This window comes from Streptomyces sp. P17 (assembly GCF_032436805.1).
Lineage (GTDB): Bacteria > Actinomycetota > Actinomycetes > Streptomycetales > Streptomycetaceae > Streptomyces.
This window is the reverse complement of record NZ_JAVRBF010000108.1, coordinates 1-15,345: the sequence shown is the minus strand read 5'-3', so window position 1 is coordinate 15,345 and position 15,345 is coordinate 1. Positions and strand designations below refer to the sequence as shown.

Genomic DNA, 15,345 nt, shown 5'->3' with positions numbered 1-15,345 from the left:
GCAGAACAGCAGACCGGCAGACCGGAACCGGCGGGCCGAGGACCACCGGCCGGACCGAGAGCAGAACAGCAGACCGGCAGACCGGAACCGGCGGGCCGAGGACCACCGGCCGGGCGGGCCGGACGGGCCCGCGAACCGCCGGCCCGGCAGCTCTCCCAGGCCCGTCGGGCCCCACAGCCGGACGGAGGATTCGCCGTGGTGATGAAGCAGGAAACGGTTCCGATGCGCGACGGATACGACATCGGCATCGGGGTGTCGATGGCGAGCGGCAGCCCCATGGCCCTCGGTGCAACAGGGACGGTGACCCCGCCGCAGGTCGGCGGCGGCGAGACCGGCTCCTTCACCTTCCGGCGCATCGAGACGACACAGGATCTGGAGTCGGAACTCGGCGTGGGAGCGGATATCTCGGCCGGGGTCGGCCTCTTCAGCGGCTCCGCCTCACTCGATTTCTCCAAGCGGTGCCGGATCCAGTCGAGCTCCCTCACCGTGATGGTGTCGAACTCGCGGACCTTCGCCTTCGAACAGATGGACTCGCCAGTGCTGTCGGAGGCGGCGGCGAAGCTGGTGGAGCGGGGGAAGCCGCTGGAGGAGCAGTTCGGCGAGTACTTCGTGCGCGGTATCGGCACGGGCGGCCGGTTCTTCGGGGTCGTACGGATCGACACCAAGAGCGTGCAGTCCAAGATGTCGCTCAACGCCGCGCTGGAGGGCAGTTACGGGGTGACGGTCTCGGCCGAGGTGCGGATCAGCATCTCGGAGGCGATGCGGAACGCGGAGGCGCGGGCCGAGGCGTTCATCCTCCACGACGGCGGCACCTTCACCACCCAGCCGCGCAGCGGAGACCCGGTGGAGCTGGTGAACCAGCTCTACAAGGCGATGGACGAGTGGACCGCGAGCGTGCGCGCCGAGCCACGGTCGTACACGGTGACACTGGCACCTTACGCGATCGCACTGGGGCCGACCCCGCCGAACATCGCCGACATCGAGAAACAGCGCCGGGTGCTGATCCGCTGCGCGAAGCTGCGGTCGCAGAGCATCGACATGCTCAACCTGGTCGACTACATCCTCGACATCCGGCACACCGCCGAGTTCGAGTTCGCGCCGGACGGGCCGGACCTCCAGCCCCTGCGGGCGGCGCTCGCCGGCGACCTCGACGTGATCGAGGAGACCGCGTCCTTCGCCATCGAGAACCTGAAGGAGGCGCGCGACCCCGAGGTGTTCATGCGGGACATCCGCGGGAAGGCGGACTTCCGGCTCACCGGGCTGCCGGCGAACATGCCGAAGCAGAAGGAGATCCTCCCTCCGGTCACCCCGCCGCCGGCGGCGGCCAACGCGATGCCCAATCTCGTCGGCCAGATGGCGGAACCGGTCATCGACCTGCTGGCCTGCATCAACCTGGAGGGCGTCGACCAATGCCTGAACTTCCTGGGGTCCCGGCTGGACGCGCTCGGGCTCGACCGCAGGGAGCTGGGCAACTTCTTCTTCACCGTGCTCCGCAGCGGTGTGACCCCCGATGTCCGGGGCGACGCCAGCCGTCCGGGCTCGCGGATCACCTCGCAGTCGCCGGCCCCCGGTACACCGGTGGAGCCGCTGACGGTCATGACGCTGGTGGTGGTCTGAGCCCGCCCGGTCCGAACGGGCGGCCGAGCGCACCGGGAAAGGAACGACCATGTCGGCCACAGCACTGGAACTGGGGGAGATCGTCCAGGTCGAGGTACGGGACGCGGCGGGGGTGGTGACGGACTTCTCGCACGACTACGCGGTCGATGCCAGCCGCCTGCTGCGGATTCCCTCGCTGAACATGATCCTCGCCGAGGGCAAGCCACTGACGCCGGACCTGCGGGCCGAGATCGAGAACCGGTTCATGACGGACGGCATCCTCACCACCGTCACCGTCAATCTCGGGATTCGGGGCGACCGGGTGGACCTGGAGATCACCATCCAACCGGGGGACAAGCTCTTCGTGCGGATGCTCAACCCCGACGGCACCATCGACGCGAGTTCCGGCTCGTTCCCGGTGGACGCCTCGGGCAGCATCAATATGCCCTTCCTGGGCGGGGTCCTCGTCCGTGACAACCGCTTCTTTGAGGCAGAGCACCAGATCGAGCAGGGGTTGCTGGATGCCCAGATCTTCACGCAGCCGCTGGTCAACGTGACCCGCGTGGAGCTCTTCTGAGCCTCCCCTCCCAGAGGACGGCGCCGTGGGACGCCCCAGGGCCCGCCTCCGGGAGGGGACCGGCGCGGAGGCCGGTGTTTGCCAGAGGTGGCTGCAACACTGAGCTCTTTCATACTGGCCACTGATCGGGTGACGGCGGCTGGGCACGCAACGCACGAGGCCCCCGCGCCGTTGAGGGAGGTGTTCGAGGTCTCAACCCATCGGCACAGGAGCCTCGTTGGTTCCCTGTCCTGCCGCACTCGACCTCCCGCATGCTCTGGTCGAGTGGGTCACCATGCTCATCGTCACTCGCGAGGGTGACCGGCGCTGCAAGCTGCCGCCGCACCAACGTGCACTGAGCCCTCAGTGGGTGACGGAAACCGGCACGTACGACGTGATGGCCGGCGCCTCCTCGACGAACGTCCGCGTCCGGACGACCTGGCGGGTCAAGGGCGAGACCATCCCCGCCCGCGACCTCTCCCGCACGACCCGCGCCGAGAACTTCGACGACTACGAGGGCATCCGCCTGGTCGACGAGTCTAAGGCGCGCGGTACGGCCGTGTCGGCGTCGAAGGACGGCGCCTGGCTGAAGTTCGCGGACGCTCAACTGGGCGGGGGCGCCGATGAGTTGAGCGTCCGCCTGGCCGGAGAGTCCGGCCCGGTCGAGGTCCGGCTCGGCTCCCCGAACGGCCCTCTCGCCGGTACGGCGCACTTCGCCGGGACCTCCTCGCCGTACACCTACGAGACGGTCACGGCGCGGCTGTCGGACGCGGCGAAGGGCCGTACGGACGTCTATCTGGTGCTCGGTGGGGGACAGCGCCTGTCGACGTTCAGCCTGCGCTGAGCCCCCAGGCGAGCCCGAGCCGGTACGCGGCGCACAGGTTCACGTCGAGGGAGTAGGCGCCGGCCGTCCCGCACTGGGTGCTCCCGGCGCCGGGGTCGACGGGCTGGCCGTGTCCCATGCCGGTGATGCTGTACGTCTCGACGACGGTCTTCCCCGCCGGGTCCCTGAAGGCCTGGTGGGGATAGCCCGCCACGGTGTCACTGGCGTCGGCCACCTGGTCGGCGCCGTGGACGTCGGTCCACTGTTCCACCAGGTCGGTCATGTTGACGGGCTTGACGGTGTAGTCGGCGGTGCCCTGGAGCACGGTGAGCGTGGGCCAGGGCCCGCCGTACCCGGCCCGTGCCGCCCGCACCCGGTCGCCCCACTGGTCCGGGGTCTGCGTGGCGCCGACGTACATGCACACGTACGGCGACCCGGCGGCCTGCGCGCATCCGTAGGGCAGCCCGGCGACGACGCCGCCCGCCGCGAACATCTCCGGGTACGTCGCCATCATCACGGCGGTCATGCCGCCACCGGCGGACAGCCCGGTGACATACACCCGCGAGCCGCCGACATCCGCGATCTGCCGGTCCACCATCTGCGCGATCGACGCGGCCTCCCCCTGGCCGCGCTGGATGTCGCCGCTCTGGAACCAGTTGAAGCAGTTCGACGCGTTGTTGCCGCTCTGCTGCTGCGGCAGCACGACGGAGAATCCCCAGCGGTCGGCGAGCTGGGTCCACCCGCTGCCGGTACCGTATCCGGAGGCGTTCTGGGTGCACCCGTGCATCGCGACGACCACGGGCCGCCCTGCGGGGAGACCGTCGGGAACGTACCGGAACATGCGCAGAGCGCCGGGGTTGGTGCCGAATCCGGTGACCTCCTGCGGGGAGGCGGCGGACGCGGGTGACGGGGTGAGGAGGACGGCCAGGAGGGCCGTCAGGACGGCGAGCAAGGTCGCGGCTCTGGTCTGTGTCATGCGCAGGGACCGTAGAACCGTGAACGACCCTCGGATATGTCGCCGGACAACACAACGAGGGCCCGGCGGATGTGACCGCCGGGCCCTCGTGTACATGGGAATTGTGGAGATGGCGGGAATCGAACCCGCGTCCAACGGTGCAGAATCAGGGCTTCTCCGTGTGCAGTCTGGTACGAGTTTCTCAGCCCTCCGGATCACCCAGACAAGTCCGGAACGGGCTCAGTCACTGTTTGGTTTCCCTCTTCACCCCGTGACCGGGATCAAGGTTTAGTTCCCTAGCTGATGCCAGGATCCGGGTCGGGAACAGCCCCGGGCTGACACTTCGCGAGTCGCTACTTAGGCAGCGAGGGCGAAGGAATCGCGCTTGGTGTTGGCGATTATTTTTTGCGACATATGGTTTACGAGATCATTGCCGCTTCCTCGACACGCTTCCCCTGCTTCGACAGCCGCTGTCGAAACCGATCATCCCCATGTTGCTGTGTTTAATTAAGAAACAGCTCAATGCGCACACCGGAGCTTCGTCCGGTGTTGGTGCCATCCTACGTGAACAACGCACACCGATGCCACCGTATTCCTACTGGCCCCGCTGCCGCCGCTTCGCCGCCGCGATCGCCCGGTCCGATTCCCGCCGGTCCTGCTTCTCCCGCAGGGTCTGGCGCTTGTCGTACTCCTTCTTGCCTCGCGCGAGCGCGATCTCGGCCTTCGCGCGGCCGTCCTTGAAGTACAGGGCGAGGGGCACGATGGTGTGACCCGTCTCCTGGGACTTCGCCTCCAGCTTGTCGATCTCCTCACGGTGCAGCAGGAGCTTGCGCTTGCGGCGCGCGGAGTGGTTGGTCCAGCTGCCCTGGTGGTACTCCGGGATGTGGGCGTTGTGCAGCCACGCCTCACCCCGGTCGATCTGGACGAAGCCGTCGGTCAGCGACGTCCGGCCCTCGCGCAGCGACTTGACCTCGGTGCCCATGAGCACCAGGCCGGCCTCATAGGTGTCGATGATCGCGTAGTCGTGCCGGGCCTTCTTGTTCTGGGCGACGATCTTGCGCTTGCCGCCCTTCTCGCCCTCCCTTGCCTTCGCGGCGGTGCCGCCCTGCTTTGGCTGGGACTCCTTGGGTACGTACATTCCCTTGCTCATAGTGCCGTCCATTTTCGCACTACGGAGGGGGTCCGCGGGAAGCGGTTTACTCGCTGCCCAGTCCGGTGAGCACGGTCTCGGCCCGCTCCAGGGCCCGCTGGTCCGCCTCCAGGTCGGGCGTGATGCCCTGACCGTCGACTCCGCGCCCGGCCGGGGTGCGGTAGTGCCCGACGGTCAGCTCGGCGACGGAGCCGTCGGGCAGCCTGCTCGGCATCTGCACCGAGCCCTTGCCGAAGGTGCGGGAGCCCACCACGACCGCCCGGCCGCGGTCCTGCAGGGCGCCGGTGACCAGCTCGGCCGCGCTCATCGTGCCGCCGTCGACGAGCGCGACCAGGGGTCTGGTGGTGTCGCCGCCGGGCTCGGCGTGCAGGGCGCGCTGCTCACCGTCGACGTCGTAGGTGGCGACCAGGCCGCCGTCGAGGAAGGCGGAGGCGGCGGTGACGGCCTCGGTGACCAGGCCGCCGGAGTTGCCGCGCAGGTCGAGGATGATCCCGCCGCCGTCCGGGGCCTGCCGTACGGCGCTGCGCACCGCGTCGCCGGAGCCCTTGGTGAACGAGTCGATCCGGATCACGGTGACCCCGCCGGCGACCCGGCCGGCGGTGACGGAGTCCGTGGACAGCTCCGCCCGGTGCAGGGTGAGGCTCCACGCGCGTGTGCCGCGCTCGAGACCGAGCCTGACGGCCGTACCGGCGGGCGCGTCAGTGGCGTCTCCGCGCAGTAAGGAGACCACCTCGGTGACGGGCCGCCCGTCGACGCTCTCGCCGTCGACACTGCGCAGCCGGTCCCCGGCCCGGATCCCCGCGGTGGCGGCGGGCGACCCGGCGCGCACCTTGGTCACTTCGATACGGCCGTCCCGCTCGCGCCGCGCCCACAGCCCGACGCCGGTGTAGCGGCCGTCCAGGGCCTCCTCGAACTCCTCGAACTCGCCCTGGGAGTACACGGCGCCCCAGCGGTCCCCGCTGCGGCTGACGGCGCGCTCGGCTGCCTCCATGGGCGACTTGCCGTCGGCCATGGCCTCGGCGGCGGCCTCGGCGACCTGCTCATGGCGGGCGGCGGTGGTCGAACGGGCCGCTCCGGGCGCCGGCTTCCGGTCGGGTCCGGGCAGCGAGCCGGTGGCCGCACCGGCGACCAGCACGCTCGCGAACACCAACGTCAGGGCGGCCCCGCGGCGAATGCGACGGGGCTGGCAGAACAGGTCACGACCTGACATGCCGGTGAGTCTAGGACAACGCAAGGGGCCGTACGGCCGGTTGACCGGACGGCCCCTCTTGGCAAGAGTCACACCTTCAGGTACTTGCGCAGCGCGAAGAACGCGGCCAATGCCGGCATCAGGAAGCTCGTCGCGAGGATGAGCGGCAGATACTTCAGCACCGCGTCCCAGCCGATGAAATTGATCAGATTCAGTTTCTCGGACAAGGCGAGTCCGTGATCGATGATGAAGTACCGCGCGACCACCAGGAATCCGCAGGCGACCGCGCCACCGATCAGACCGGCGACCGCGGCCTCCATGATGAACGGCGCCTGGATGTAGAAGCCCGAGGCACCGACCAGGCGCATGATCCCGGTCTCGCGCCGCCGGCTGAACGCCGAGACGCGCACGGTGTTGACGATCAGCATCAGCGCGACCACCAGCATCAGCGCCATCACCGCGCGGGCGGCCCAGTTCATGCCGTTGAGCAGTTCGAAGAGGTTGTCGAGGATCCCCTTCTGGTCCTGCACCGACTGCACCCCGTCACGCCCGTCGAAGGCGGTGGCGATGACCTGGTACTTCTCCGGGTCGGTGAGCTTGATCCGGTACGACTCCTGCATCTGGTCCGGCGTGAGGGAGCTGGCCAGCGGGGAGTCGCCGAACTGCTCCTTGTAGTGCTTGTACGCCTGGTCCTGCGACTCGTACGTCACCGTGTCGACGACCGACATCTTCTCCAGGTCGGCGACGATCTCCTTCTTCTGGTCCGCGGTGACGGCGCCCTTGGCGCAGTTGGGGTCGGACTCGGCGTCGCTCTTGTTGCAGAGGAACACCGAGACGTTGACCTTGTCGTACCAGTAGCCCTTCATCGTGTTGACCTGGTCGCTCATCAGGAGCGACCCACCGAACAGGGCGAGCGACAGGGCGACGGAGACGATGACGGCGAAGGTCATCGTCAGATTGCGGCGGAGACCGACACCGATCTCGGACAGTACGAACTGGGCGCGCATGGCGTCTGTTTCAAGCCTTTCCGTGGAACTCGCTGCGGTCTCAGTGCTGGTAGCCGTAGACGCCGCGGGCCTGGTCGCGGACGAGGCGGCCCTTCTCCAGCTCGATGACGCGCTTGCGCATCTGGTCCACGATGTTCTGGTCGTGCGTCGCCATCACCACGGTCGTGCCGGTCCGGTTGATCCGGTCCAGCAGCTTCATGATGCCGACGGAAGTCTGCGGGTCGAGGTTGCCGGTGGGCTCGTCGGCGATCAGCAGCTTGGGCCGGTTGACGAAGGCCCGCGCGATGGCCACGCGCTGCTGCTCACCGCCGGACAGCTCGCCCGGCATGCGCTCCTCCTTGCCGCCGAGCCCGACGAGGTCGAGCACCTGCGGCACGGACTTGCGGATCTCGCCGCGGGACTTGCCGATGACCTCCTGCGCGAAGGCGACGTTCTCGGCGACCGTCTTGTTCGGCAGGAGCCTGAAGTCCTGGAACACCGTGCCCAGCTGGCGCCGCATCTGCGGCACCTTCCAGTTGGACAGGCGGGCGAGGTCCTTGCCCAGAACGTGCACCTGTCCGTGGCTGCACCGCTCCTCGCGGAGGACCAGCCGCAGGAAGGTGGACTTTCCGGAGCCGGAGGACCCCACCAGGAACACGAACTCGCCCTTCTCCACTTCCAGGGAGACATCCCTGAGTGCGGGGCGGGTCTGCTTGGGGTAGACCTTGGATACGTTGTCGAATCGGATCACGGATGCACCACGGGTCGCCGGGGGTAGATGAGCGTGACCATACGCGAGTCGGGTGCGGCAGCGCAGGCACCGGTCAGGGTTGCGCCAGGGATGTGCGGTTTTGTTCCCACCCAGGGGTTCCTCCGGGAGCGCGCAGGCAGCCCCCGGAGGAACCTGGCACAGTAGAGAAGGGAACGTTCTGCGACCCTGAGACGTTCTCCCCCTGAAACCACTGACAAGAAGGGCGAGGCGCATGACGTACGACCGGCTGGTGTGCGCGAACTGCGCGGCGCCCGTGAACGAGGGCCGCTGCCCGGTCTGCCGGGCGAACCGAGAGCGACTCCAGATGGAGAACCCGCTCGCGAACCTGACCCCGATGACGCTGATCGCACTGCTGGCGGTGCTGATCGCGGCGGTGGCGCTGCTGGCGCACCAGACCGCGTTCGCGTAGGAGGCCCGAAGACATCCGAAGGGCCCGGAGCGATCCACGCTCCGGGCCCTTCGTCACACACCGTGTGCGCGGACGGCTACCCTCAGGCAGCCGCACCGCCACGGCCGCTCACCAGACGCGGAAGCACCCGGAAGCCGACGCCGCCGGCGATCATCGTCGCGGCGCCGATCAGCAGGAACGTGGTCTGCGCGGCACCGGTCTCGGCGAGCTCCTCACCGCTGCCCTGGGCGGATGTGTCGGAGGCGGTCTCGTCACCGGTGTCGGTCAGGGACGAGGAACCCTGCTGCTGGGCGGACTCACCGGAGCCGCCGTCGGGGTCGGTGTTGTTGCCGGTCCCGTTCCCGTTTCCGTTGCCGTTCCCGTTGCCCGGGTCGTCGGTCGGCTCCGGGTCCTCCGTGGGCTCGGTCGGCTCCGGGTCCTCGGTGGGCTCGGTCGGCTCCGTGGTGGGCTCGGTCGGCTCGGTCTCCGTCGGGATGACGGTCGGCTCGGTCTCCGTGGGCTCCGGCTCCGGCTCGGTGGGGTCGGGCTCCGGCGTGACACAGATGCCGAGCAGACCGCAGTCCTCGCCGGTGTCAGCGGCAGCGACGCCGGCGGCAGTGAGCGAAGCACCGGCCGCGATCACGGCACCGGCCGCGATCCGCGCGATCCGGATCCGCGTCTTCTTGGTCATGTGGTTGCTACCCCCAGTAGCTCATCGTCAGTGAGGCGGCGCTCGGGGCGGTGATCGACGGAAGGAGCTGAATTCGAGCCCCCCGGTTCACATGCGCCCCAGAGATACGCATGCCGCGCTTTACCCTTCCGATTTTTCAAAGCAACGTCAAGGCCGTTGCGCGCGTGATGTCCAAGTACGGGTTCTTTGCCGGGGGATGGAGCCTGTGAGTGTGACGTAAAACCCAGACATCCAGGAACACAAAAGGCAACTGCCACCCCGAAGGCGGCAGTTGCCTTGTCGACAAAACGCTTCGCTTACTTCTCCTGCTGCTTGCGCCAGCGAATTCCGGCCTCAAGGAAGCCGTCGATCTCACCGTCGAGCACGGACTGCGGGTTGCCGACCTCGAACTCCGTGCGCAGGTCCTTGACCATCTGGTACGGGTGCAGGACGTACGAACGCATCTGGTTGCCCCAGGAGTTGCCGCCGTCGCCCTTGAGGGCGTCCATCTTGGCCTGCTCCTCCTGGCGGCGCCGCTCCAGCAGCTTGGCCTGGAGGACGTTCATGGCGGTGGCCTTGTTCTGGATCTGCGACCGCTCGTTCTGACAGGAGACGACGATGCCGGTGGGCAGGTGGGTGAGGCGCACCGCGGAGTCGGTGGTGTTCACGCCCTGGCCGCCGGGTCCTGAGGAGCGGTACACGTCCACCCGCAGCTCGGACTCGTCGATCTCGACGTGGTCGGTCTGCTCGACCACCGGGAGCACCTCGACGCCCGCGAAGGAGGTCTGGCGGCGGCCCTGGTTGTCGAAGGGCGAGATCCGGACGAGCCGGTGCGTGCCCTGCTCGACGGAGAGCGTGCCGTAGGCGTACGGCGACTGCACGGAGAAGGTCGTCGACTTGATGCCGGCCTCTTCCGCGTACGAGGTCTCGATGAGCTCGGTCTTGTAGCCGTGGCGCTCCGCCCAGCGCAGGTACATGCGCTGGAGCTGCTCGGCGAAGTCGGCGGCGTCGACGCCACCGGCCTCGGCGCGGATGTTCACCAGCGCCTCGCGGGAGTCGTACTCCCCGCTGAGCAGGGTGCGCACCTCCATCTCGTCCAGCGCCTTCTTGACGGCGGTGAGCTCGGACTCGGCCTCGGCACGGGTGTCCGGGTCGTCCTCCTCCTCGGCCATCTCGAAGAGCACGGCGAGATCGTCGATCCGACCGCGCAGGGCCTCGGCCTTCCGCACCTCGGCCTGGAGGTGGGAGAGCTTGCTGGTGATCTTCTGCGCCTCGTCCGGGTTGTCCCACAGGGACGGCGCAGCCGCCTGCTCCTCAAGCACGGCGATATCTGCCCTCAGCTTGTCGAGGTCCAGAACGGCCTCGATCGACTCCATGGTCGAGGAGAGGGACTTGAGCTCTTCGGATACATCGACGACTGCCACGCCTCCAGCGTAACGGCTACGGCAAGCGCCCTCGGCCGAGCAGGGTGGCTACGCCCTCCCAGCCCGTCCGGCGTTTGAGGACGAGGCCCCTTCAGGGCCGACGGGGGTCCAGGGGCGGAGCCCCTTCTGGGGGTCCCCCCTCTGGGGGAGGGACGGGTAGGGCGGCGGGGGCGAAATCCCCCACGGTCACGGAGACGCCGGTGCCGAGTTCTTCGTGTCCTGGGGTGTCGCGTCCGCGTCGTCTCCCGTGGTCGCCAGCCAGGTCCCCACGCCCGCCGCGGCCACCAGAACCACCGCAGCCGCCCCCAGGGCGATCCGGCGTCGCCGCGTGGCCGCCCGATGGCGGGCAGAGCCCGGTCGCGGGGCCCCGGAGGCCCGAGGCACCCGCGCGGTCCCCCGCGCGCCCCCCGCCAGCTCATCCGGCCCCGGCACCCTCATCGACGTATGCGTGTCCCGGTTGGAGTCGGCCGGCTTCGCCCCGGGAACCAAGGGCACCGCCCCCCGCCGCACCGGCCCCGACGGCGCCGGCTCCTCCGGCACCGCCTCCTCCTCCACCGCCTCCGTGTCCGGCTCGTCCACGTCCAGCGGCGGCATCCCCGCCAGCATCGGCAACAGCTCCCGCAGCCGCACCCCCAGCTCGGAGGCGCGCAACCGGGACGCAGGCGCCTTCGCCAGGCACTGCACGATCAGCTGCCACAGCTCGTCGGGGATTCCGGGCAGCGGGGCCACGGTCTCCGTCACATGGCGCCGCAGCACCGCTCCGGGATGGCCGCCACCGAAGGGCGTGAAGCCCGCCAGCAGCTCGTACAGCACCGTCGCCAGCGCGTAGATGTCGACCGAGGCTCGCGGTGGCAGCCCCTCCACGATCTCCGGCGCCAGATAGTCCGGCGTACCGATGATCTTCGTCGCCCGCGTCCGCTTCGGTGAGTCGATCAGCTTCGCGACCCCGAAGTCGGTCAGCAGCGCGGGGTGCGCGCCCCCGGGGCCCAGCGGTCCCTGCATGTCCAGCAGGACGTTCTCCGGCTTCACGTCCCGGTGCACGACCCCGGCGGCATGCGCCGCGGCCAGCCCGTCCGCGACGTCCGCGACGATCGCCACCGCGGCCTCCGGCGCGAGCCGCTTGTCACGGTCGAGGCGCGTACGCAGATCGGTGCCCCGGACCAGGTCCATGACCAGCGCGAGGTCATTGCCGTCGACGACCAGGTCGCGCACGGACACCACATGCGGATGCTCCAGGCCCAGCAGCGCCGTGCGCTCCTGCACGAAGCGTCCGACGAGTTCCTGGTCGGACGCGAGATCCTCGCGCAGCAGCTTGACGGCGACGGGCCCCTCGGGTCCCTCGCCCAGCCACACCGTGCCGGCGCTGCCCCGTCCCAGGATCTGGTGGGCGGTGTACCGGCTGCCGATCTTCCGTGCCAAGACTGCTCCTACAGACGCGTGTTGTCGCTGCTGCGCCATCCTGGGGGATGACCCCCAGACCCCCAGCCGACAAAACTACGCGTCCGGCGAGCCAATCCTTGCCGCGGAGACAGAAATCACCCGCCAGATGTCGACAAATCCACAGACTCGCTGCTCGCGGAGCCTACTGACCCGAGCTCCCGCCCAGGTCCCCGATCCACCCCGTCACCGTGGTGAACAAGTCCGTGAGCTGCTCCCAGTACCCCTTGCCGGTGCCGATCCAGTCCTGCAGCGGGCTCAGCTCCCACACCAGCCACCCGGCCACGAACAGGATGACGATCGTGAACAGGCAGCCCTTGAGGCAGCCCAGACCCGGGATCCGCATCGGGTTGGCACTGCGCTGCCGCGGCTGACGCGGCTCCCGCTGGGGCTGCTGCGGCTGCTGCGGGGGCGGCGCGTACCGCTGCGGCTGGGGCTGCTGGGGCCGGGGCTGCTGCTGCGGGGCGTACCGCTGCGGCTGCCCCTGCTGGGGGTAGCCGTACCCCGGAGCGGGCTGCCGCTGGGGCGGCTGCTGCGGCCGGGCGACCTGCCGCTGGGGGCGGCGGCGCAGCGGGTCCTGGCTGGGGTCGAGGTACTGGACCTGCGTCTGTTCGTTACGGTCGCGCGCGGCCCGCAGCTGGTTCTGCCAGGGGTGCGGCTCCTCGGGCCCGCCGGAGGGCGCGCCGGGCTGCCCCTGCGGCACCGGAGGCATGACGGCGGTGGGGTCGGCGGCGCCGTTCGGTCCCGCGGTGTGCGGCATGACGCTGGTCGCGGCGTTCGGGTCGTAGGCGCCGGCGCCGTGCGGCAGCACCTGCGTGGGGTCGGCCGAGCCCGGGACCGTCGCGGGCGCCGGGTCGGGCGCGAGCAGCGCGGCGACGCCCTCGGCGGCGGCGATCTGCGCGGAGTTCGCGTGCACGCCGATGCCCTCGGCGACGACCCTGAGGCCGCGCGCGAGGTTCTCGGCGCTGGGGCGCCGGTCCGGGCTCTTGGACAGACAGCGCTCGATGACCGTCCACAGCGGGTCGGGGACCGTGGAGGGACGGCGCGGCTCGGCGCTCAGGTGCTGGTGGAGGACTTCGAGCGCGGAGCCGCCGGAGAAGGGGGGACGGCCGGTGACCAGCTCGTACAGCAGGATGCCGGCGCCGTAGATGTCGACGGCGGAGGTCTGCGGGCGGCCCTCGGCGGACTCGGGCGCGACGTACGCGGGCGTGCCGACGAATTCATGGGTGCGGGTCAGGCCCGGGGAGTCGGCGAGGCGGGCGATGCCGAAGTCGGTGAGCATCGGGTGCATCTGGCCGCCGTCCTGCCTCAGCAGGACGTTCGCCGGCTTCAGGTCGCGGTGCACCACGCCGTCGGCGTGGCTCGCGGCGAGCGCGTCGGCGATCTGGGCGGTGAGCAGGGCGGCGGCGACCGGGCTGAAGGGGCCGTTCTCGCGCAGGTAGCGGTGCAGGTCGGGGCCGTCGACGAGGTCCATGACCAGCGCCAGCAGCTCGCCCTCGACGACCAGGTCACGGACCCGGACGATGTTCGGGTGGGTCAGGCGGAGCAGCACGGACCGCTCTCGCAGGAACCGCATGACGATGTCCGCGTCGCTGGCGAGCTCCTCCTTGAGGACCTTGATCGCGACGGTCTCGCCGGGCTGGCCGGGCACGGCCGCCTCGGCGCCCGCGGTCTCACGCTGGCGGGCTCGCCAGACGGTGCCTGTGGCGCCGCGTCCGAGCGGCTCCTCAAGCAAGTACTTGCTGCCGACTGGCCGCACGTCACGCGCTCCCTGCTGATTGCCTGAAAGTGTTCCGATGTTCCGACCCACTGTAGTGCCGGGCGGTTCGAAGCAAAGGTTCGCAGGAAAGACGCTCGGGCCGTTCTGTTTGGTTGCCCGAGCCGTGCGTGACCGATCTCAAGTGATCGCAAGCGCGGCAGGTATCAGGCATTTTTATGGGCAGAGCCGACCAATCAAGATCACTTGTCAGCGGGCGGCGGGCGCGTTGTCAGTGGCAGGTGCGAGGATGCCTTCCGTACTGGCCGATGTGCTCGTGTGGCGGTGGGGGAAGTCCGCGGTGGGGGACCGCGGGGCGTCGTCCCCGTTCGCGGGTGCCCGCGCAGAAGGGACCGCTGACGGCGATGCAGATCCGGCTGACCGTCGTAGACCCGCTGGGCCCGCCCCCCGCCGCCGCACGGGGCCGCGCCGCGAACTGCGACGTGCTGGTCACGGCGCCCGCCGGCACGGCCCTGGCCGCGGTGGCGTCGGCGCTCGCCTCGGCGGTCTCCGCGGGCGAGGGCCCGGTGGTGGTCTACGCGGGCGCGGAGCGGCTCGACAGCGCGCGCTGCACCCTGGGCGAGCCCCCGCTGATCGACGGCGCGGTGCTCTCGCTGGGCGCCCCCGCCGAACCCGAGGCGCACCCCGAGGTCGACGACGCCCCGACCCAGCTCCATGTGGTGGCGGGCCCCGACGCGGGCGGCGTCCATCTGCTGCACGGCGGCCGGATCGAGGTCGGCCGCTCCGCCGACGCCGACGTCCCCCTCGACGACCCGGACGTCTCCCGGCTGCACTGCGCGGTGACGGTCGCGACCGACGGCCGTGTCTCGATCGCCGACCTCGGCTCCACCAACGGCACGACCCTGGACGGCGCCCGTGTGGGCACCCGCCCGGTCCGCTTCCCTCCGGGCGCGCTCCTGCGCATCGGTGAGTCGACCCTGCGGCTCGCCCCGGCGGGCGGCCCCGGAGCCCGCGTGCCGACGGTGCCGGACGGGGAGGGGCACATCCGTCTGTCCGCCGCCCACACACGCGTGGAGCCGACGCCGGGAGCCGCGGGCCCCGCCGGTGAGACGCGGCACGGGTACGGCCCGGCCGCCTGGGGCGCCGCCTCGGCCACGCCGGGGGCGCAGGAACACATGGTGCCCGGGCAGGGCGGGGCGCCACGGATCGAGAGCCGTGATCTGCCGGGGACGGGCATTCCGGGGCCTCGGGGAGGCGATACCCACGGGGCTGGTTTCACGGCGGCCGCGCGCGGGGGCGCTCCCGCGCCGGGCGACCGTCCGGCGGACGCACCCAGCCGTGGCGGCACGGCCCCCGGCGACCGGTCGCCCGGCGGCGGTGGCGGTGGCGGTGGCGGTGGCCGCGGCGCCGGCCTCCCGGCGGGCGCGCAAACGCGTACGGGTACACCCGCCTCCGACGGCCGCCCCACCGAGGACACCGGCCGCGACGGCCTCCCCACCGACGCCCGCGCCCGTGGCGGCACGGCCCCCGGCGACCGGTCGCCCGGCGGCGGTGGCGGTGGCGGTGGCGGTGGCGGTGGCCGCGGCGCCGGCCTCCCGGCGGGCACGCAAACGCGTACGGGTACACCCGCCTCCGACGGCCGCCCCACCGAGGACACCGGCCGCGACGGCCTCCCCACCGAC

General features: G+C 70.5%; 14 protein-coding genes, 1 other RNA gene and 1 pseudogene. 6 read left to right on the top strand and 10 right to left on the bottom strand.

Features of this window, described 5'->3' with window-relative positions:
- From RMT89_RS38345 to RMT89_RS38330, 4 genes and pseudogenes are all read left to right on the top strand, one after another.
- Positions 1 to 1,617 (top strand): hypothetical protein (locus tag RMT89_RS38345; protein WP_315888388.1); only part of this gene is annotated, 1,617 nt, incomplete at its 5' end.
- A gap of 49 nt (positions 1,618 to 1,666) precedes the next feature.
- The gene (locus RMT89_RS38340; protein ID WP_315888387.1) at positions 1,667 to 2,173 is read left to right on the top strand and encodes a polysaccharide biosynthesis/export family protein; all 507 of its coding nucleotides are present in this window, start codon (positions 1,667 to 1,669) and stop codon (positions 2,171 to 2,173) included.
- 217 nt (positions 2,174 to 2,390) lie between these two features.
- A pseudogene (locus RMT89_RS38335) lies at positions 2,391 to 2,510 on the top strand (IS5/IS1182 family transposase); the annotation flags it as partial.
- 39 nt (positions 2,511 to 2,549) lie between these two features.
- On the top strand, positions 2,550 to 2,996 hold the full coding sequence (locus RMT89_RS38330; RefSeq protein WP_315888391.1) for a carbohydrate-binding protein: 447 nt from the start codon (positions 2,550 to 2,552) through the stop codon (positions 2,994 to 2,996).
- Here RMT89_RS38330 and RMT89_RS38325 read toward each other — a convergent pair.
- The 6 genes from RMT89_RS38325 to ftsE form a co-directional block, all read right to left on the bottom strand.
- Positions 2,983 to 3,951 carry a PHB depolymerase family esterase gene (locus RMT89_RS38325; RefSeq protein WP_315888386.1) on the bottom strand — a complete coding sequence of 323 codons (969 nt, stop codon included), beginning with the start codon at positions 3,949 to 3,951 and terminating at the stop codon, positions 2,983 to 2,985. The genes RMT89_RS38330 and RMT89_RS38325 overlap by 14 nt on opposite strands.
- A gap of 101 nt (positions 3,952 to 4,052) precedes the next feature.
- Positions 4,053 to 4,421: a transfer-messenger RNA gene (ssrA, locus tag RMT89_RS38320) on the bottom strand.
- A 104-nt stretch (positions 4,422 to 4,525) separates the two neighbouring features.
- Positions 4,526 to 5,068, bottom strand: a complete 543-nt coding sequence (smpB, locus tag RMT89_RS38315) for an SsrA-binding protein SmpB (protein ID WP_315888390.1) — start codon at positions 5,066 to 5,068, stop codon at positions 4,526 to 4,528.
- A 58-nt stretch (positions 5,069 to 5,126) separates the two neighbouring features.
- On the bottom strand, positions 5,127 to 6,290 hold the full coding sequence (locus RMT89_RS38310; protein WP_315888385.1) for a S41 family peptidase: 1,164 nt from the start codon (positions 6,288 to 6,290) through the stop codon (positions 5,127 to 5,129).
- A gap of 68 nt (positions 6,291 to 6,358) precedes the next feature.
- Positions 6,359 to 7,276 (bottom strand): permease-like cell division protein FtsX, encoded by a 918-nt coding sequence (gene ftsX / locus RMT89_RS38305; protein WP_315888384.1) that lies wholly within the window; start codon positions 7,274 to 7,276, stop codon positions 6,359 to 6,361.
- Positions 7,277 to 7,316: 40 nt separating this feature from the next.
- Positions 7,317 to 8,006: a cell division ATP-binding protein FtsE gene (ftsE, locus tag RMT89_RS38300; RefSeq protein WP_130436517.1), complete on the bottom strand. Its 690-nt coding sequence runs from the start codon at positions 8,004 to 8,006 to the stop codon at positions 7,317 to 7,319.
- Positions 8,007 to 8,238: 232 nt separating this feature from the next.
- On the opposite strand from ftsE, the gene RMT89_RS38295 reads away from it, so the two are divergent.
- On the top strand, positions 8,239 to 8,436 hold the full coding sequence (locus RMT89_RS38295) for a hypothetical protein (protein ID WP_315888383.1): 198 nt from the start codon (positions 8,239 to 8,241) through the stop codon (positions 8,434 to 8,436).
- An 82-nt stretch (positions 8,437 to 8,518) separates the two neighbouring features.
- Here RMT89_RS38295 and RMT89_RS38290 read toward each other — a convergent pair whose 3' ends face one another.
- The 4 genes from RMT89_RS38290 to RMT89_RS38275 form a co-directional block, all read right to left on the bottom strand.
- Positions 8,519 to 9,106 carry a hypothetical protein gene (locus tag RMT89_RS38290; protein ID WP_315888382.1) on the bottom strand — a complete coding sequence of 196 codons (588 nt, stop codon included), beginning with the start codon at positions 9,104 to 9,106 and terminating at the stop codon, positions 8,519 to 8,521.
- Between the two features lie 296 nt (positions 9,107 to 9,402).
- Positions 9,403 to 10,509 (bottom strand): peptide chain release factor 2, encoded by a 1,107-nt coding sequence (gene prfB, locus RMT89_RS38285; protein WP_315888381.1) that lies wholly within the window; start codon positions 10,507 to 10,509, stop codon positions 9,403 to 9,405.
- Between the two features lie 186 nt (positions 10,510 to 10,695).
- Positions 10,696 to 11,928 (bottom strand): serine/threonine-protein kinase, encoded by a 1,233-nt coding sequence (locus RMT89_RS38280; RefSeq protein WP_315888380.1) that lies wholly within the window; start codon positions 11,926 to 11,928, stop codon positions 10,696 to 10,698.
- 163 nt (positions 11,929 to 12,091) lie between these two features.
- Positions 12,092 to 13,705 (bottom strand): protein kinase domain-containing protein, encoded by a 1,614-nt coding sequence (locus RMT89_RS38275; RefSeq protein WP_315888379.1) that lies wholly within the window; start codon positions 13,703 to 13,705, stop codon positions 12,092 to 12,094.
- Positions 13,706 to 14,067: 362 nt separating this feature from the next.
- Between RMT89_RS38275 and RMT89_RS38270 the strand changes: the two genes are divergently transcribed.
- On the top strand, positions 14,068 to 15,345 hold a 1,278-nt coding region (locus tag RMT89_RS38270; protein ID WP_315888389.1), incomplete at its 3' end, for an FHA domain-containing protein.